An 18,654-nucleotide genomic window follows, 5' to 3' on the forward strand; every position below is an offset into this window, starting at 1 on the left:
ATTTTGTCTCCTTTCAGAATTCCAATAAAAGTGAGTGATAATTTTTAGAATTGCCAAGAATAGTGGGGTGAATCTACAGCCCCTTGTTTAACTGTGGGAGTGTGAAGAATATGGCTGGATCCACCTTCCCAAGTTACGTTTCCGCTCGAATCTTTCTTAATGAACTTAAATGAGATGTCACGGTTAGCTGGAACAGCGATTGGCAGGAACCATTCAGGGTATGCCGGGTTAAACATCGGCCCAATTGCTTTCGAGGGGTCATTATTTCCAAGTTCAGGCACGTCGCCGACAACATAAACCTGCTCACCTAAGTTGGTTTGCACATTTTCATGGAAAATAACTTGAACTTGCGAATCTGAATGTGCCTTAAAAGAGAAATTATTTGAGTTTCTTCCATCGACGGAAACACTCACTGCCCCTGTTCCAGATACACCTTCCGGTACAATCGCTTTCACCTGTTCTGGACTCCAGCAACTTATTTTTGCTTTCTTACCAAGAACTGAAACGGAACCAGAAACATTACCAAACCCCTCACCGTCAATAGTGATGATGTCACCCGATTTAGCTACTGAGTTTCCAACAGCTCCAATCAGCGGAACAGAAGATTTATTCACTGAACTCCAGACACCAATTTCTGATGGACCAAGATCAAATGGAGCAACGTCGCCATTTGAAACAGAAATATTATTTCCCGAGTGGCGTCCGCCCAAAACATCCTCATAGATTCCATTACTTAGTGATGTCTTCAAACCAGAAATATTGAAATTACTTCCAGAACGATTAATGGCAACAACGACAGTATTTTCTCCGAAAGTCCGTTCAAAGATTAGAACGTCATTATTTTTCCAGCGAACTTCAGTATCACCATATCGAAGAGCAGAATTTTCCTTGCGAAGTTTTGCCAAATCTGCAATAAGCTTGTATGCCTCAGTTTCCTGGTTGAAACTTGTCATCCAAGTTCTCCCAGCATCTCCGTTTGGACCTGGCATGTATTGTTCCGTTCCGTAATAAATTACCGGAGTACCGCGGCTCGTCATTAAAAATGCAAGTGCCGTATGGAAGATACCTTTATTTGACTGCAGCGAGTACAAACGTTCCTTATCGTGCGAATCAAGCCAAGTCACTGCATCATTAACATGCCAGTAATCATTTTCGGTGCGTTCAAGCATGCCAGCAAGATCGTGCATATTTTTTGTAAAAGGACCAAAAACATCACGCGCCACATTTGCATATTCAAAGTCGAGAATATTGATTCCGGTGGCCTCAGGCGAATGACGATAATCGTCATACTTGGAATCAGGCGTAGAAATGAAATATTCACCAAAATGAAAAACTGGTTTTGCACCATTTACATGGTCAGAAAATACAGTACGGAACGCCTGCGACTGATGTAACGTAGCATCGTTTCGGATTCCATCTACACCGTGCTGAAGCCAAACATCGATTGCATCGTTCAGATAATTTTGCACAAAAGAATTCTCAGTAGAAAGATCTGCTAGATTTGCCAAATCTTTGAATTGGTAATCGAAAAGCGTCGAATCATTATTTGCGCGATTCCCGAGGTGATGAAATAAACCTTGTCCGCCAATATCATCACTGTAACGCCCAACCAGTTTCCCTTCCCGATAAAGAGCAGCATTTTCAACTGAATCTGTATGGTTAGTATGATTAGGCGCAAAGTCAATTACAACCTTAATTCCTTGCTGATGCGCCGCTGAAACTAACGCATCAAAATCAGCCCAGCTTCCCCAATGCTCGTCCGGCACAAAATAATCCTTTGCCCAGTAACCATGATACGCATTGTAATAGTTCCCGTTTTCAAGATAAGGGTCATCAAGATTGTTATAAGGCGGCGAAATCCAAATTGCCCCTACTCCCATATTTGCTAAGTAAGGTAGTTTTTCAGTGAGCCCTTTCCAATCTCCGCCGAAATAGCGGTTTATATCTTTATGTTCCGGGTCATAACTATTGTTTTTCCCGTACGGATTATTATTATTTGGGTCACCGTCATAAAAACGATCTACGAGAACTTCATAGATTAAATCCCCTTCATAATTAGAGACATTTTCAACCGAAGAAGAACTGCAGGTCTGCAGTGAAGCAAATGCCTGCGGAACACTATTAACTGCCGCAAATCCAGAAAACGCTAATGCGGCAACAGCCATAAAGCTTCCGGAAATAGTTGTTTTCATTTTTTCATTGAGGCTCCTTTGCCGCAAGTATTAAGTCCATACACGTTTGTACCAAACTACTTGAAATTGATTATAGAACCGCATTATCGCCATTCAACTAGAGAAATTACTTATGCAAGATTTGTGTGAAACAATCCCTGAAAAATTTGTAAGATAATCTTCACGAAACACTTACAAATACTGAAATATCAACAAAACACTGCATTTAAGGCAGGAGACCGCAAAACAGATTCTGCAAGATTCTTGCAAGAAATCTTTCCTGCACAGCACATTCAAGCACACGTCCTTAAAATATCTTCGTCAGCTTTCATAGGCGAGAGAGTATTTATTATTAGGAAGCTTTTTCTGATGACGACAATTACTTATGCAGTTCACGTTCACTAGCGAAGTCCGCATAAATTTTCAAAAATCAATCACCGCATTAGAAAAATCGCTTTTCCACGCAAATTTTCATAATAGTTTTTGCAGGTTTCCAACGAAACTAATTTCATCCATGCAACCCTACGGGAAAATTATGTAAATTAAGCTCACATGGCAGGATTTCTAGATCAAGCCCATATAGTAGCTCTCACAGCTTGAAACCAAAGAAAGACACTCACTCCAAACGTTAGGTACACAAATTGCAATTAATTCACGATTCACTCCCGCACCAAGAATGGTGGAAAGACGCAGTGATCTATCAGGTTTATCCAAAGTCCTTCGCATCGAGCAAAGGACCCGTCGGCGATTTGCGCGGGATCACGAACCGGCTTGAGCATATTGCCCGTCTTGGCGTTGATGCTCTCTGGCTTTCCCCGTTCTACACTTCACCGCAAAAAGATGGCGGATACGATGTAGCCGACTACCGGCAAGTAGATCCAATGTTTGGCACAAACGAAGATGCCTTTGCTTTGATTGCACGCGCTAATGAACTCGGTTTACGCGTGATTGTAGATCTCGTGCCAAACCATACTTCCGATCAGCATGGATGGTTTCAGGCAGCATTACGCGGCGGAAAAGACGCCCCCGAACGGGCATCCTACTGGTTCCGTGACGGCAGTGGAGCAGATGGAGAAAACCCACCCAATGACTGGCTCTCAATTTTTGGCGGCTCGGCATGGACGCGGATTTGTGATCGCGCCGATGCGCCCGGATCCCCGTGGGAAAATGACCGGCAATGGTATTTGCATCTCTTCGACGAGAGCCAACCTGATTTGAATTGGGAAAATCCTGCCGTCCGCGAAGAATTCTGCGATATTCTTCGTTTCTGGCTCGATCATGGAGTAGCAGGATTCCGAGTTGATGTAGCGCACGGATTAGTGAAAGATCCGGAATTGCCAAACTGGCAATTCCATTGGGAAATGGTCAATGGCGGAAGCGAACTTGCCGAAAATGTGCCGCACCCGCCAATGTGGAATCTGCCTGCCGTACACGAAATCTACCGGCAATGGCGCAAAGTACTTGACGAATACGGCACTGACCGGATGCTTGTAGCAGAAGCATGGGTTGATCCGCTCTCCGAAATGGCAAAGTATGTGCGTGCAGACGAAATGAGCCAGAGTTTCAATTTCCCATTCCTCTGCGCCCCATTTGCAGCATCCGCATATCATCAAGTGATTTCCGAATCATTCACCGAGCTGGATCTTGTTGGCGCACCTGCTACCTGGGTACTTTCAAATCATGACGTAGTTCGTGCCGTATCACGCTTTGGTCTATCGGATACCGGGAAAAGTAGTAATGGAATTTTTGCTCATGCGGAACAGCCGAATCTGATTCTCGGAAAACAGCGTGCTCTTGCTGCACACATGCTCCAAAGCGCACTTCCCGGATCTTGCTATATTTATCAGGGTGAAGAACTAAATCTTCCCGAACATACCACTCTTCCAAATGAATACCGGCAAGATCCCGCATTTTTCCGGACGAACGGGAACGAAGCCGGTCGCGACGGGCAGCGTGTGCCAATGCCTTGGGAAGCTAGCCTCCCCGCATTCGGTTTTTCGCCAAACGGAACTTCCTGGCTTCCACAACCAGCAGAATGGGCAGAAATAGCTGTCGATAAGCAAAATAGCGATTCCGCCTCGGCACTTTCTTTCTTCCAAAAATGTATGCCTTGCGCAAAAAATTAAAACTCGGGCAGGCTGCTTTGTTTTATGCCCTCACGCCCGCTGATGAAAGCGAAATAAACCATTTGCATTATGTTTCCCGGATTGACGGGAGATCTGATGTACATATCCTGATAGCTTTTCGTGAGCCCGTGACAATTCCGGAAAATGCGCAGATCCTGCTCGCTTCCACAGCGATCGATACAGTACTGCCGGCAAACTCAGCCGTCTGGTATCTGCTCAAGGAATAAATCTCAGCAATTTCTATATTGCAAATTTTATTTTCGGTGGTGTTTTGCGTATTTCACGCCTGGCACCACCGAAAATTTTTCTCCCTGATATTATCAAGAGCAGGACGAATACGATTTGCAAATATTTTGTGAACAGCTCGCAATGCTCATCGGGAATTTCTGATAAAGAAAGGTAAAGGCGATATAAAGTGCATGCCAAAAAGAAAAGCATGACGTCAATTTTTTGCAGCGGATTTCTGCCAAAGCAGCAGATTTTCCGCGCAACGCAGCCAAAACGTCCTGCAATTTAGGCAAAATCGCTAAGAAAATCGGCACAAGATTTGCCATAACCGCCGCTGGAAAATCCCCGCAAGCTCATCTACTGCCGCTGCCGCTTTCAGCGAACCTGCAAATTTTAGCAAGCCCGCTGATTTCACTCCCGATTTTGATGTAATCATCGTCGGCGCTGGCGTAGCTGGTTCCGTTGCGGCAATCGATCTTGCGCGCAAAGGCCATAATGTGGCATTGATTGAACGCGGGCAGACGCCGGGTGAAAAAATCTTTCAGGCGGAATTTTCTATTCGCGCATCATGGAGCAGATTTTCCCCAATTTTCTCACAGCAGCTCCAATCGAGCGCAAAATTACTCGCAATATAATTTCTTTCCTCAACAACGATTCACATGTAAATATCGACTATTGGGATAATCGGCTCGCAAATCCAGTTAATGCCGTCAGTGTACTGCGCGGAAAACTTGATGCCTGGCTTGCTGATCAAGCTGAAGCAGCCGGCGTAATGCTGATGCCCGGCGTGAAAGTTGATCAGCTGCTTCACACTGAAGCCGGGGAAGTCTGCGGAATTATTGCAGGCGAAGAGGAGCTTACCGCGAATATCGTGATTGCAGCCGACGGCGTAAATTCCTTTCTTGCCCAAGAAGCAGGAATCCGCGAAAAACAGCCTGATCAGAATCTTGCCGTCGGCGTGAAATCAGTGTACAAACTGCCGGCAGAAAAAATTACGGAACGATTCAACCTTGGGCGAAATACTCACGACGGCGCCGATACTCCCAACAGCATCCCCGCAGACGGTGCAGCATTCGCTTTTGTCGGTGATGCGACACAAGGTGTTGCCGGCGGCGGATTCCTTTACACGAATCATGACACAATTTCAGTTGGAGTGGTGCTTCGGCTTGATGATCTCCAAGCAAAAGGGCTCAGCTCAGCCGAAATTCACGACCATTTTCTAAATCATCCTGCAATCATCCCGTATTTGAAAGACGCACAGCCAATTGAATACGGCTGCCATTTGACGATCGAAAACGGACCCGCGATGGTCGCGCAACCAATTAGCGCACCTGGCTTCTTGATCATTGGCGATGCGGCTGGTTTTACAATCAACAATGGTTTCACAATCCGGGGAATGGATTTGGCTGTGCAAAGTGCTCTCTGTGCAGCCAAAACAGCCGATAATGCGCTTACTGCCAACAATTTTTCGGCAGCAGCAATGAGCCAGTATCGCGCAGAAATTTCAGCTTCTTGGCTCGGCGCAGATTTAGATCATGCGAGACATCTTCCCGAATTTCTCGAAAATCCGCGAATTTTTGAAAATTATGGGCAAATGCTTGCCGATACGTTATACGGGATTTACAACATTGATTTACAACCGCGCAAACCGCTTCGAAAAATTGCGTTTACCGCTCTGCAAAATACGGGCGTAAAGTTGACGCAGGCAGCACGTGATGGAATCGCAGCACTGCGTGCTTTTTGAGCGGAAAATTCACGCCCGCTCCAGAGCGCAAAACACGCGTTACAATTAACCGTATCAATGCCGTAACGAGTAACGCAGCAACAGACACAAGTATTAATTTCGCAAAAGATTTGGATTTTTACGATGGCACGATCTGCTTCACACCAACATTTGGCACATACAAATTTTGAAACTGACGAGATTGGGCATATCCAGATAAATCAACAACTCGTTCAGCTCGCCGGTATCGGCGAGACGTTGATCAAAGTTTGCCCAGCCGGTGTGTATTCACGTGATTCACATGGCGCAATCCAAGCCGAATATGCTGCATGTTTAGAATGCGGCACTTGCCGGCAAATCGCTCCCGAGGGCGCACTCAGCTGGCATTATCCGCGCGGTGCATATGGGGTAATGTATACCCAAGGTTAAAACTCAAACATCGGCTGAAAACATGTGACCAGACGAATAAATCTCGGCCGAGTTTCGTTCAGACGCGATATTGCGCAACCCACCAGTGCATTGCAATTGCAGCCGCAGCTGCCACGTTCATTGAACGCGTCGAACCAAACTGCGGAATATACACGGCTTTATCGCATTGCTCCAGCAAATGCGGGGTAAGCCCATTTGACTCCTGCCCAAATACGAGCAGGCAGCGTTTTGGCAGTTCCGTCTTTTCCAGCTGCGTTGATCCCGGCAGATTATCTACCGCTACCAGCACATAGTTGTTATCACGCGCCCATGCGGCAAGATGATTCGGATCTGGATGGGAATATACTTCCATGTATCTGTCGGTCATTACCGTACCGCGCCGATTCCACTTATTCCGCCCAACAATATGTACTCCGCCAACATTGAAAGCGTTTCCGGTGCGCACGATTGACCCAATGTTCAAATCATGTTCCAGATTCTCGATTGCAATCTGCAGTTCGGAACGTGTTTTTGCAAGATCTTCCCGGATTGCTTCAATTGACCAGTAGCGGTATTTGTCAACCACATTGCGATGATCTCCTCGCGCAGCAACTGTAAATCTAATCGGGGATCATCTGGGAATTCGCCTTCCCAAGGGCCAACGCCGTCGATTTGGGTTTGATAATCCGGACTATTTTGGTCAAGCACCGTCTTTTTACTCTTCCGTTCGCCTAATTTAAGTTTTTCATACGGGATTTCTAATGACGGTAATTCTTGCCTGCGCTGTTTTCCATCTTCCATACGTTTAAGTCTACAATCAGCGCACGATCACCTTACAACCGGCCCGACATTTTCGGACCAGCCACCTTCCGCACTAAAGCACGCGGAGCAATTTTCAACGCACAATATGCTGCTTTGTAAAGTAAAGACGGCACTACAATCACCTGCCGACGGCGTGCCCCATTGAGCGCAGCATTCGCTACGTCATGCGCGTTAAGGAACATCCATTCAGCCCACTGCTGCGAATCAACATTCGCGCGTTGATGAAATTCAGTATGCATCAGCCCCGGCAGCACAGCTGTCACATTCACACCTGTACCCTCCAAATCGCATGCAAGCCCTTCAGTAAAAGTCTTCACCCACGCTTTCGCTGCAGAATATGTACCTTGCGCAGTAAGTGCGGTAATTGAAGAAATATTGATGACGGTACCGCGCCCACGCGCAGTCATCGCACCGAGCGCTGCATGAGTTAGCAGCATTACCGCGTTGATCATCACATTCGCCGCACCGAGTTCTTTTGCTGCAGATCCGCCAACAAACTCTTGCCCAAGCCCCATACCCGCATTATTTACTAACAGCGTGACGGGGCTTTCGGACTCTTTCAACCGGTTCGCCACACGCTCTACTCCGTCGGCGCGCGCTAAATCTGCCGGCAAAACTTCTACGTTCACATTTGCTTTTTGCCGGATATCTTCAGCCAAGTCTTTGAGCCGTGCAGCACTGCGCGCCACTAAAACCAGATCATTTCCTTCTGCCGCGAGAATCCAGGCAAATTCAGTGCCCAGCCCAGAGCTCGCGCCCGTAATAAGTGCTCTACCCATAACTATAAGAGTAGTGGATGTTTCCGTTATTAACAGAATCTGCACATATTTAATATCCGATCCGCGGTTATCGGCCAAATTATCGACGAACACTAAACATTGCAGCTTACCAGGCTGCAATGTTTATTTTGTTTATTGCCGCGCACTCTTTGCGCATTATTGTATGTTCATCCGCCGCGCAGCAAACACCGCCTATATCCCGTTTAACTAGTTTTTATTTTCAATTTCTGATACAAACTCTTTAATTTGCGTCAATACTTTCGTCCATGTTTTTGTACCTGATACCGATAATGCTCCATGGAATGTACCGGCAAACAAATGCATCGATAACTGTGCCCCCTGGTCAATTTGCTTCGCTGCCCAAGTTAGAGCTTCATCACGAAGCGGATCTGCGGGGTTAACGAACATGATCGTTGGCGGCACACCATGCGGAAGCACATTTGGAGCTATCAATTCAGCCCTATCCCGATCTCCGAGATAGGCTGCCCATGCAGACGCGGCAGCATCACGCGTCCAGATTGGACCTTGAGAAAAAGTCGTATAAGAGCGTGCAGACATGCTTGAGTCAATACAAGGTTCAAGCAGAATTAAACCAGCTAAACTATTTACTAATGTTTCATCGCACAATTGCAGCATTTGATTAGCTAACCCGGCTCCAGCGGAATCTCCATACACATAAACAGGTAAATCTGGATAAACTTCAAAACAATACTTCAAAGCGGAAATACAATCCTCAACTGCCCCCGGATAAGGAGTTTCCGGAGCGAGACGATATTCAGGCGAAACCGCAACAGTGCCCGCCAATTCCGAAACAATTTCCGTATTCCGTAAATCATCAAAGCGCGCACGGCCAGCAACATATCCTCCTCCATGAATTGCAAACACAACTCTCTCCGGGGTTTTGCCGGGCTCTTGAATTATCCTGCTGAAAATCGCACCCGTTTTAACATCCGTAACTTCTGCATTATCCGGAAGCGGAACGCCGGTTCCAAAAAGCGCATCACCTTTATCCCGTATTGCCGCAGGATTCCATGTTGTTTGCTCGGGCGTTTGCGCAATCACCGGCACTAGTTCCGGATTTAGATAATAATTGCTATTTGCGAACTGTGAATGAGTAATTATTTGATCAAAAAACGAATCAACGGCATGATAAAAATCTGCACTCTGATCACGACGCACAGTATGTGCAGCATTAGAAATTTTTATCGTTTGGATATTCGGATTACCGTATTTCAGCACTTCCTGAAGTCCGCTTTCACCAAACAGCACATCATCCCCATCACCAGTAACCAAGAGTGTCGGCACTGATAGTGTTTGGAGAATTTCGCGGCCTTTCATTCCAACAACGCCTGCAGCGATAAAATCTAAATCTACCTGCATTTTTCCTTGCGCCCATCCAAGGTATTCAATAGGCGGCCAGTTTGGATAGGCTTCCCGCAACGATTCGATAGATTGCGACGGATAGCGGCTTACAGTTTCTTGCTTTTCAACAAGCATGCGTGCGCTATGCTTATACATTGCAAACTGCTCTGCGGTAAGCAATGCCGGATCTTCCAACACTAAAGCTTGCACTATATGCGGGAAATCGAATGCTGTTTTCGCCGCAATTGCCCCGCCAAGAGAATGCCCGCAAAGCACAACCCGCCCAGTCGGAGTGCCGGATGCAATTTGCATTAATGTATGTTCTGCTGCGCGTACCATCGCCGCGAACGGATCTTTTAGATCGGCTTCACTAAACCGCTCCGAAAGCCCATGCCCAAGCGTATCAACAAGGATTACTTCCCAATCAGAGTTGTAGTGTTCAGCTAAATCCATCAACGACGCGGCACTATCGGTAACCCCATGAAAAGCTACGATCGTTCCGCGTAAAGGTTTTCCCGTTTTTATAAACGACAAACGACTATCAATCATCAGAACTCCTTTGTCTCGACTATTTGCACAATTCCTAATTTAACTCACAATAATCTTAAACAAATTAACATTTTCCCAAAATCAAACTTTCATAAAATAAAATAGAAATCATGAAACTAGCTACCTGGAATATTAACTCTGCCCGCGCCCGAACCCAGCGCATTATTGATGTGTTAAAACGGCACGATTTAGATGTACTCGCACTCCAGGAAATAAAGTGCAAACCAGAACAATTTCCAACCGCTGAACTACAGGCACACGGATATCAAGCAGCTGCACACGGATTAAATCAATGGAACGGCGTAGCACTAATTTCGCGCCTGCCGCTCGAAAATGTGCGCACCGCTTTCCCAAATCAGCCCGGTTTCAAAAAAGGCACCCCAGAACCAGACAGCGAAGCAAAATATTTCCCTGGCGAACCAGAAGCACGTGCAATCGGCGCCGAAATCGATGGCGCCGAAATTTGGAGCCTGTACATTCCAAACGGGCGAGCCGTCGGCGATCCGCACTACTATTATAAACTCGACTTCCTCACGCAGCTGCAGAACTTCGCTGCAGCAAAACTTGCCGCCAATCCTGCGGAACGCTTTGCTTTTGCCGGAGATTGGAATGTTATCCCCACAGATGCAGACGTCTGGGATCCGCGTGAAATGGAAGACGGACTCTACTTGAGTCAGCCTGAACGCACCGCATTTTTCGCTCTCGAGAAAGCCGGAATGCATGAAGTTTCACGCCAATTTGCCGCAAACTATACTTTCTGGGACTATCAAAAACTGCGTTTTCCAAAAACGAAGGAATGCGGATCGACTATGTTTATGCTTCACCCGCGCTCGCTGCGAGTGCCGTCGGCGGAGAAATTGACCGCAATGAGCGCAAAGGCAAAGGGGCTTCAGACCACGTGCCGGTGATTATCGAATTTGCATAAATTCCGTATCTAAATTTTCGACCGGCGATGCCCTAATTCAAAGCGCGCATTTGCGCAGTGAGATCGCCCCAACGCATAATATGATCCTGCCCAAAATTACGATTACTGAGGAATACTCCAGCTTTCCGCACCTGCGGATCAACCCAGATAAATGAGCCGGACTGCCCGAAATGCCCAAAACTGTGCGCGGAAAAATCAGGCGCAAGCCAATGCGGAGATTTCTGAGCACGAATCTCAAAGCCCAGCCCCCACGCATTGTTTTCTTGCCGCCCGTAACCGGGAAGCACTCCGGGAATATTATTAAAAGCAATTTCCGTCGCTTTTGTAAATAATTCGGAAGATACCAGTGTTGGCTGAAGCAATTCCGCCGCAAAACGAATCAAAGAATCAAGAGTTGAACGCCCGGAATAAGCAATCGAACCGGGAATCACAGTGGTATCCATACCCAGAGGATTCAGCACATTTTGCTGAATATAAGCCGATATCGGCTTTCCGGTATGCTCTTGCACCCACGAGCTGAGCACATCAAAACCATAGTTCGAATAAATCCGCCGTTTCCCCGGCTGTGCAATCGGTTCGCCAGGCATCGACGGCAATCCCGAAGCATGAGAAAGTAAATGCGCCAATGTTGCACCTTGCGGCCCAGCAGGAGCTTCAAGCGGGAAATCTCCGCGTTCAACCCCGCAAGCACTGCATAAGCTGCGATTGGTTTTGTAACTGACGCTAAAGAAAATGTTTTATCCGGGTCTCCGACAAGGAGCGCAAGCTCCGGAGTATTGCTTTCAGGATCGAAACCTGTTCCGGATTCAGATAAACCTTTTTCGACGGCACTGTTGCTATTTTCGGATTTCATACACAGCACAGCGTAGGCGACTTCAAATGGAAATGTGTCTGCAGGCAGCGGCGTAAACTTCATATTTCCAGCTTAGCTAACCTGAGCTGGAAATGAATGATTTGCAGCGCACTTAAACTTCGAGATATTAAACGAGTATTCATCTCAGCAAAGCCGGCAAAACTTCCGGCTGAAAATATGCATATTCACTGCCGTTTGGGTGTTATCATGATTCTTGATTGAAAAACACATTCGCTCCGTAGCAGAATTATTACCGGGTGGAATCATTGCCGCTTCCGCTGACTATTTAAAAGGAGACTTGTTTATGAGCAAAATTCGCGTGGCGATTGTGGGCGTCGGAAACTGCGCAAACTCACTGGTTCAAGGCGTGCACTTCTATCGCGATAGTACAGATACTGCTTCGGTACCAGGAATAATGCATGCAGACTTCGGCGGATATCACATCCGCGATATTGAATTCGTAACCGCATTCGATGTTGATGCCGAAAAGGTCGGCACAGATTTGGCTGCAGCAATTTGGGCAAGTCAAAATAACACGATTAAATTTACTGACGTGCCGGTATTGGGTGTAGAAGTATTGCGCGGGAAAACTCTCGACGGTCTTGGCGATTATTATCGTGAAACGATTACAGAATCTGCCGCTCCGGAAGCAGACGTGGTGCAGGTACTGCGCGATAAACAGGTTGATGTAATGGTTTCCTATCTGCCGGTAGGTTCAGAAGAAGCAGACAAATTCTACGCACAATGCGCAATTGACGCGGGCGTGGCGTTCGTAAACTGTCTGCCGGTGTTTATTGCTTCGAATCCGGAATGGGCTGCAAAATTTACGGCTGCGGGCGTGCCGATTGTGGGAGACGATATTAAATCACAGTATGGAGCTACTATTTCACATCGTGATATTGTGCGTCTGATGGAAGAACGCGGAGTCCGGATTGACCGTACCTATCAGCTAAATGTTGGCGGGAATATGGACTTTAAAAATATGCTGCAGCGGAATCGTCTCGAATCGAAGAAAATTTCAAAAACCAATGCTGTCACTTCTAATATGACCGGCGACGTCAACCAACACAACATCCATGTCGGTCCGTCTGATTATGTACCATGGCTTGATGACCGCAAGTTCGCATTTGTCCGAATTGAAGGGACTACTTTCGGCGAAGTCCCGATTCAGCTGGAATATAAGCTTGAAGTTTGGGATTCACCAAACTCTGCCGGAATCGTAATCGACGCACTGCGGGCTGCGAAAATTGCACTCGACCGCGGAATTGGCGGGCCGCTTCTTTCTGCCGCATCATACTTAATGAAATCTCCGCCTGAACAGCGCCGCGATAATATTGCGCGCGAATCCGTCGAAGCATTTATCCGCGGTGAAGTTGAACGCTGAAACCGCGCTAAACGTCTGACGGATCTGATTCATCTCCGCCGCGAGATTTTTTCCGATGTTTTTCAGATTTGCGGTAACGGCGGTAACCGAAAAACCCAATCACAATCCCCGTCACAATCGGCATCCAAAGTTTCGGATGCGCGATTATCCAGTCAAGCCAGGGCGGTAAATCTATCTGCGGGAATGGAATCCGGATTTCGGGAATAAGAGATTTAATCCAAGCAAAAAATCTGCCAATTGGCGTGAAAATAATGGAAAGGATAGAAACGATACCGTTCCAAATCCAGGCGAAGAATGTTCCAATCGGCGCAAAAATCCATGCAAAGAAGCTGATAATTGGGGCGAAAAGCCATCCCAGAAACTCTAACACCGGGGCAAGCAGCGCCGCCATCACCGGACTGATTACGAGTACTGCCAGCGCCCAGCCGACTTTCCCCAAACCTCCCGCAATCGGATAAACAAGTTTCTTCCAAATAGAAGCACGCAGAATTTCATCACGCTCCGCCGCAAAAGAGCCTGGCGGCGGAGTGAGTGCGTAGACATCATTTTTCGTCTCATAGAAAATACTCACAATCTCACCGAAAGGCCCGGCCTCAATCACAAACCGCGGTTTCGTTCTTACCATTTGCCGCGCATCATATTTATAAGGATTAGATGCAAAATTTTCGCCGGAATCCTGATCCGAATTTGCACTCACGTTGGTATCTGTATCTTCTGGAGCGACGGTGCCGGTATCAATATCAGAATCAAGCTGGAGATCAGAATCAATCTGGAAATCAGAATCTATTGCAAGCTTTGCAGCTGCCGGGTAGGCGGAACGAAAAATCGTTTTTCCATCGCAAAATACGCCGAATTGCATCAGCGCATTATTTTCTGCACGTATTGCCGTTTCTAAAATCTTCTCACGCTGCTTTTCCGGAAGCCTTTTCAGATTAGCAAGCCGTCTGAGGATTTTTGCTAAACGCTGGAGTTTCTCGCGGTTAACCTGGGATTCACTATCTGGATTATCACCTTCGGGGAGTTCTGCAGATTCACCGCCGGATTCAATTTCAGGCGGATCAGCAGCTTCAGATTCGGTTAGCATTTGTTCAGCGAAATTTTCTCCGCCGGCATCTTCTGGGTTAAGAGCGGCTGCTTCATTTTCATCCGGTTTCCGGCCGTGTTTCTGATTTCCCGGCCATTGCGGATCGCGTTCTTGAAAATACTTGAGCGGAGCCTCCACAAATTCAAATTTGCTTCCATTTTGCGCAGTAAAGTACCAGATTCGCGCAAACTGCGAACTTGAATTTCTTTCCTCTATTTCCATTCACACATCTTTCTCATATCGCGGCGCAGACTCTCTTAATTTTGGCAGATTATCTCATTTTTGGCAGGCTATCTTATTTTTCGCAGGCTATCTTAATCTTAATTTTGCCGGAAGCACGATTTTTCTGTTTCTTGTTTGTACAGCGAGTATCGATTTACGTAACTGGTAGCAAAGTGCCCGTGAAATTACGCAAGTAATGGCGAAGTTCGCGCCAAGGCACGCAACTAGCGGCAAAATGCTTGCGGGCTTACATAAGCGTGGCAGGATCTGCTTTGGATAACGCAACTGGCAGAAAAATCCGCGGTTTTACGTAACGCCGGCAATCCCGTCGTTATCATAATCCTGCAGCTTACACACTAACCACAGCTGGTTCTAACTGAGAGCGGCACTGCCGCACCCGAGTACCGCTCTCAGTTTTGCTGAAATCATTATCAGCAGCGGAAAAAGTTTTAATCCTGCACTTTCAAAACGAGTCTGTGGCGACGATTCACGAATCCGCCATTACTGCCGGTTTCCGCAAACACCGCAAGCTCCGAAGTATCCGGCTCAGCTGCATCCACGAGCAGCGCATCCCCGTCGCGAACTTTGCCGCTAAGCAGCATCCGCGCAAGCTGGTCGCCAATCTCGCTTTGGATCAGGCGGCGCAGCGGACGAGCACCGTAGGCCGAATCGTAACCATTCACTGTTAACACATCTTTCGCAGCTTCAGTGAGTGTGAAAGAAATTCTCCGCTCCTGCAAACGCACTGCCAGCTGCGCCAATTGCAAATCCGCAATCTTGCCAATCTCGGCAATCGTGAGCGGATCAAACATCACCACATCATCCAAACGGTTCAAGAATTCCGGTTTAAAATGCGCATGCACTGCAGCCATCACCGCATTATTCTTTTCTTCCGCCGGCAAATCCGGATTAGTGAGGAATTGCGATCCAATATTTGAGGTGAGAATCAAGATGGTATTTCGAAAATCTACAGTCCGCCCCTGCCCGTCGGTAAGTCTTCCATCGTCAAGCACTTGCAGTAAAATATCAAAGACTTCCGGATGCGCTTTTTCAACCTCATCAAGCAGCACTACGCCATACGGACGGCGCCGGACTGCTTCGGTCAGCTGCCCTCCCTCTTCATAACCGACGTATCCTGGCGGAGCGCCGATAAGGCGAGCGACGGAATGTTTCTCACTGTATTCAGACATGTCAACGCGGACCATCGAACGTTCATCGTCGAAAAGCAGTTCCGCGAGAGACTTTGCTAACTCAGTTTTCCCTACACCCGTCGGACCAAGGAAAAGGAATGAGCCGGTAGGACGATTCGGATCAGAAACACCCGCCCTTGAGCGCCGTACAGCATCAGAGACTGCTGAAACTGCCTGTTTCTGGCCAATCAGCCGCTGCCCGAGATATTCCTCCATCCGCAACAGTTTCTCCGTCTCGCCCTGCATTATTCGCCCAAGTGGAATCCCGGTCCATGCCGCAACTACTTCCGCGATTCCGTCGGCATCAACTTTTTCGGCGATCATCGGCGCATGCGCTGCGGTTCCAGTGTCTGAATTCCGCGCTTGGCTTTCCGCCGCTTCTGCTGCCGTAATTTCCTGTTCAACGGCTGGAATCTCACCGTTTTGAATTCTTCCGGCGTCTTCGTAACGTCCTTCACGGATTGCTTTCTCCAGTTCGGTACGCAGTTCATCAAGTTTCACACGCAAATCGCCCACTTGATTCCGCCCGGCTTTTTCAGATTCCCACCGTGCATTCAGCGCCGCAAGTTCTTCAGAACGATCAGCAAGTTCGGCTTCAATTTTTTCCAGCCGATCTGCCGCAGCTTCATCGCGATCGCCTTCAGTTTCTTTCAGGTATGCCTGTTCCATTTTCAACCGGTTTACTTGCCGTTGAAGCACATCAATTTCCTCTGGCGAAGAATCGAGCTCCATCCGCAGTCGGGAAGCGGCTTCGTCGATTAAGTCAATTGCTTTATCCGGAAGCTGCCGCCCGGAAATGTACCGGTCTGAAAGCGCAGCTGCCGCTACCAGTGCGCTGTCGGAAATTGTAACCTTGTGGTGCGCCTCGTACTTCGGTGCGATTCCGCGTAAGATTGCGACGGTATCTTCCACCGACGGCTCGCCAACATACACCTGCTGGAATCGGCGTTCAAGCGCCGGATCTTTTCCACGTGCTCACGGTATTCATCAAGTGTGGTGGCGCCGACGAGCCGCAGCTCTCCTCGGGCAAGCATTGGCTTGAGCATATTTCCGGCGTCCATCGCGCCGTCAGCTCCGCCGCCGGCCCCCACTACGGTGTGCAGCTCATCAATAAAGGTAATTACTTCGCCGTCGGCATCTTTAATCTCCTGCAGCACTGCTTTTAAACGCTCTTCAAATTCGCCGCGATACTTTGCCCCAGCAACCATTCCGGCAATATCGAGAGATATCAGGCGTTTTCCGGCTAACGAATCCGGCACGTCGCCGTCGACGATTCGCTGTGCAAGCCCTTCAACGACGGCAGTCTTTCCCACACCCGGTTCACCAATTAGTACCGGATTATTTTTGGTTCGCCGTGAAAGTACCTGCACCACACGGCGAATCTCAAAATCGCGGCCGATTACCGGATCGAGTTTTCCGGCACGAGCCATTGCGGTTAAATCATTTCCGTACTTTTCAAGCGCTTTGAAAGTGCCTTCCGGATCGGGGCTATCCACTTTCTTCGATCCGCGCACATTCGGCAAGGCTGCTGTAAGAACATCATGAGCCGCTCCTGCAGCGCGGAGGATTTCCCTGCGGAATGCTGGCTTTCGGAAAGCGCAAGTAAAAGGTGCTCAGTGGAAATATAAGAATCCCCAAGTGCTGCCGCTTCCTTACCGGCGCTGCTGAGTACTAGTGAAAGATTCCGCGAAGGCTGCGGCTGCGATACGGCAGAGCCGGATACACCCGGAAGCGCGGCAAGTGAACCTTTTACCCTGGTTTGAATATCGCTGCGATTTGCACCGGCTGCTTCTAACAGCGCGTTTGCTACGCCGTCTTCTTGCGCGAGCAGCGCAGAGAGCAGGTGGGTCGGTTCAAGGTGCGGGTTGCCTGCCGTCACCGCTTTTTCAATCGCAGCTGCGATTGCTTCTTGCGATTTTGTTGTCAGTTTGTCCATTGTTTTACCTCTTGTGTGCGCTCGCTTTCATATTGCTGTCTGCGAGCGGAATTCTTTTGTCAGTCAGTACAACGCATAAAAAGTTGAGTCTATTCCACTCAACTTGCTTCTTCTTTTCCGGATGCGGGTTTTTACAGTTGCCAATATAATCTTATTGCCTGCAGCAAATTCGGCTGCAAAATTTATCTAAAATTTAACTGCATGAAATTAGCCAAAAGGAGTTTTCTACAATGGGAATTTTTGACACAGCAAAAGATGCATTAAACAATGCGAAAGACGCTTTACACACCCAGAAAGCTGAAGAATTAACCGATCAGCTGCTCGATAAGGGTGCAGAATTCGCCAAAAACAAACTCGGCACCGGCAAAACCGCACAAATCGACCAGGTTCGCGAATCTATCGACAAAAACCTCGGCAGCGAATAACTAAAATTTTTTCACCACGAGCGGATTAGATATTTATTCAATATTTGCTCAATATTTATCGGCTGCTCTTTACAGGCTCTCTTTACCTATTGCGCTTTCGGTGTACCGCCAAGGATCGAGAATCAGCTTTTGCGGATAAAAACTTCAAGAAACTCCGCCGCCGACCCTGCTTTCGGCAACCCGAGTGAAAGGCTGAGCATCCCAACAATTTCTGCCGCCGAAATTCCTTGCGCAGCGAGCTGTTTTAACGTTACTGCGCCGTCGCGCTTGGCAAGGCGGACTCCGGCAGAGTTAAGCACCAGCGGCACATGCGCATATTCAGGCTGCGGATAACCGAGCATCTGCTGCAGATAAATTTGCCGCGGTACCGACGGGAGTAAATCATCCCCGCGCACGATTTGCCCGACGCCTGTGAGCGCGTCATCGACCACGGAAACGAAATTATACGAAAAACGCCGTCGCCGCGC

The 18,654-nt window shown here is 47.9% G+C and carries 15 protein-coding genes and 2 pseudogenes; 8 read left to right on the top strand and 9 right to left on the bottom strand.

Annotated elements, in window-relative coordinates; genetic code table 11:
• Positions 1-44: 44 nt before the first annotated feature.
• Positions 45-2,192: an alpha-amylase family glycosyl hydrolase gene (locus RQN30_RS05535; protein WP_353061605.1), complete on the bottom strand. Its 2,148-nt coding sequence runs from the start codon at positions 2,190-2,192 to the stop codon at positions 45-47.
• Between the two features lie 620 nt (positions 2,193-2,812).
• Here RQN30_RS05535 and RQN30_RS05540 point away from each other — a divergent pair.
• Together RQN30_RS05540 and RQN30_RS05545 are read left to right on the top strand one after the other, a co-directional pair.
• Complete coding sequence (locus tag RQN30_RS05540; RefSeq protein ID WP_353061606.1) at positions 2,813-4,297, top strand: glycoside hydrolase family 13 protein; 1,485 nt, start codon at positions 2,813-2,815, stop codon at positions 4,295-4,297.
• The gene (locus RQN30_RS05545) at positions 4,282-4,524 is read left to right on the top strand and encodes a hypothetical protein (RefSeq protein ID WP_353061607.1); all 243 of its coding nucleotides are present in this window, start codon (positions 4,282-4,284) and stop codon (positions 4,522-4,524) included. The genes RQN30_RS05540 and RQN30_RS05545 overlap by 16 nt, the downstream gene beginning before the upstream one ends.
• A 93-nt stretch (positions 4,525-4,617) precedes the next feature.
• Here RQN30_RS05545 and RQN30_RS05550 read toward each other — a convergent pair whose 3' ends face one another.
• A complete protein-coding gene (locus tag RQN30_RS05550) occupies positions 4,618-4,851 on the bottom strand; it encodes a hypothetical protein (RefSeq protein ID WP_353061608.1) in 234 nt (77 codons plus the stop codon).
• A gap of 108 nt (positions 4,852-4,959) precedes the next feature.
• On the opposite strand from RQN30_RS05550, the gene RQN30_RS05555 reads away from it, so the two are divergent.
• From RQN30_RS05555 to RQN30_RS05565, 3 genes are all read left to right on the top strand, one after another.
• Positions 4,960-5,160, top strand: coding sequence for an NAD(P)/FAD-dependent oxidoreductase (locus RQN30_RS05555; protein ID WP_353061780.1), 201 nt, complete (start codon positions 4,960-4,962; stop codon positions 5,158-5,160).
• On the top strand, positions 5,094-6,269 hold the full coding sequence (locus RQN30_RS05560; RefSeq protein WP_353061609.1) for an FAD-dependent oxidoreductase: 1,176 nt from the start codon (positions 5,094-5,096) through the stop codon (positions 6,267-6,269). The genes RQN30_RS05555 and RQN30_RS05560 overlap by 67 nt, the downstream gene beginning before the upstream one ends.
• Positions 6,270-6,392: 123 nt before the next feature.
• A complete protein-coding gene (locus RQN30_RS05565; protein ID WP_353061610.1) occupies positions 6,393-6,677 on the top strand; it encodes a ferredoxin family protein in 285 nt (94 codons plus the stop codon).
• 58 nt (positions 6,678-6,735) lie between these two features.
• Here RQN30_RS05565 and RQN30_RS05570 read toward each other — a convergent pair whose 3' ends face one another.
• The 3 genes from RQN30_RS05570 to RQN30_RS05580 all read right to left on the bottom strand — a co-directional run bounded on the left by RQN30_RS05570 (position 6,736) and on the right by RQN30_RS05580 (position 10,168).
• On the bottom strand, positions 6,736-7,242 hold the full coding sequence (locus RQN30_RS05570; protein ID WP_353061611.1) for a TrmH family RNA methyltransferase: 507 nt from the start codon (positions 7,240-7,242) through the stop codon (positions 6,736-6,738).
• A gap of 247 nt (positions 7,243-7,489) precedes the next feature.
• A complete protein-coding gene (locus RQN30_RS05575) occupies positions 7,490-8,257 on the bottom strand; it encodes an SDR family NAD(P)-dependent oxidoreductase (RefSeq protein ID WP_353061612.1) in 768 nt (255 codons plus the stop codon).
• 207 nt (positions 8,258-8,464) lie between these two features.
• Positions 8,465-10,168 carry an alpha/beta hydrolase gene (locus tag RQN30_RS05580; RefSeq protein WP_353061613.1) on the bottom strand — a complete coding sequence of 568 codons (1,704 nt, stop codon included), beginning with the start codon at positions 10,166-10,168 and terminating at the stop codon, positions 8,465-8,467.
• A gap of 110 nt (positions 10,169-10,278) precedes the next feature.
• On the opposite strand from RQN30_RS05580, the pseudogene RQN30_RS05585 reads away from it, so the two are divergent.
• A pseudogene (locus RQN30_RS05585) lies at positions 10,279-11,093 on the top strand (exodeoxyribonuclease III).
• 32 nt (positions 11,094-11,125) lie between these two features.
• Here RQN30_RS05585 and RQN30_RS05590 read toward each other — a convergent pair.
• Positions 11,126-11,719, bottom strand: coding sequence for a serine hydrolase domain-containing protein (locus RQN30_RS05590; protein WP_491608705.1), 594 nt, complete (start codon positions 11,717-11,719; stop codon positions 11,126-11,128).
• A 531-nt stretch (positions 11,720-12,250) separates the two neighbouring features.
• Here RQN30_RS05590 and RQN30_RS05595 point away from each other — a divergent pair.
• A complete protein-coding gene (locus RQN30_RS05595) occupies positions 12,251-13,330 on the top strand; it encodes an inositol-3-phosphate synthase (protein ID WP_353061614.1) in 1,080 nt (359 codons plus the stop codon).
• Positions 13,331-13,337: 7 nt separating this feature from the next.
• Here RQN30_RS05595 and RQN30_RS05600 read toward each other — a convergent pair whose 3' ends face one another.
• Positions 13,338-14,636 carry a hypothetical protein gene (locus RQN30_RS05600; protein WP_353061615.1) on the bottom strand — a complete coding sequence of 433 codons (1,299 nt, stop codon included), beginning with the start codon at positions 14,634-14,636 and terminating at the stop codon, positions 13,338-13,340.
• 449 nt (positions 14,637-15,085) lie between these two features.
• A pseudogene (gene clpB, locus RQN30_RS05605) lies at positions 15,086-17,762 on the bottom strand (ATP-dependent chaperone ClpB).
• A 230-nt stretch (positions 17,763-17,992) separates the two neighbouring features.
• Here clpB and RQN30_RS05610 point away from each other — a divergent pair.
• Complete coding sequence (locus tag RQN30_RS05610) at positions 17,993-18,187, top strand: antitoxin (protein WP_353061616.1); 195 nt, start codon at positions 17,993-17,995, stop codon at positions 18,185-18,187.
• Positions 18,188-18,309: 122 nt separating this feature from the next.
• Here the strand turns inward: RQN30_RS05610 and RQN30_RS05615 are convergent, their stop codons facing one another.
• The gene (locus RQN30_RS05615) at positions 18,310-18,618 is read right to left on the bottom strand and encodes a glutamate--tRNA ligase family protein (protein WP_491608706.1); all 309 of its coding nucleotides are present in this window, start codon (positions 18,616-18,618) and stop codon (positions 18,310-18,312) included.
• Positions 18,619-18,654 lie beyond the last annotated feature (36 nt).

This window comes from Arcanobacterium hippocoleae, assembly GCF_040360365.1.
GTDB lineage: Bacteria > Actinomycetota > Actinomycetes > Actinomycetales > Actinomycetaceae > Arcanobacterium_A > Arcanobacterium_A hippocoleae_A.

Coding starts and splice junctions, on each gene's coding strand:
- RQN30_RS05535 (WP_353061605.1), bottom strand. CDS start 2,192: ATGAAAACAACTATTTCCGGAAGCTTTATGGCTGTTGCCGCATTAGCG.
- RQN30_RS05565 (WP_353061610.1), top strand. CDS start 6,393: ATGGCACGATCTGCTTCACACCAACATTTGGCACATACAAATTTTGAA.
- RQN30_RS05610 (WP_353061616.1), top strand. CDS start 17,993: ATGGGAATTTTTGACACAGCAAAAGATGCATTAAACAATGCGAAAGAC.
- RQN30_RS05575 (WP_353061612.1), bottom strand. CDS start 8,257: ATGGGTAGAGCACTTATTACGGGCGCGAGCTCTGGGCTGGGCACTGAA.
- RQN30_RS05595 (WP_353061614.1), top strand. CDS start 12,251: ATGAGCAAAATTCGCGTGGCGATTGTGGGCGTCGGAAACTGCGCAAAC.
- RQN30_RS05600 (WP_353061615.1), bottom strand. CDS start 14,636: ATGGAAATAGAGGAAAGAAATTCAAGTTCGCAGTTTGCGCGAATCTGG.
- RQN30_RS05560 (WP_353061609.1), top strand. CDS start 5,094: ATGGAGCAGATTTTCCCCAATTTTCTCACAGCAGCTCCAATCGAGCGC.
- RQN30_RS05550 (WP_353061608.1), bottom strand. CDS start 4,851: ATGGCAAATCTTGTGCCGATTTTCTTAGCGATTTTGCCTAAATTGCAG.
- RQN30_RS05580 (WP_353061613.1), bottom strand. CDS start 10,168: ATGATTGATAGTCGTTTGTCGTTTATAAAAACGGGAAAACCTTTACGC.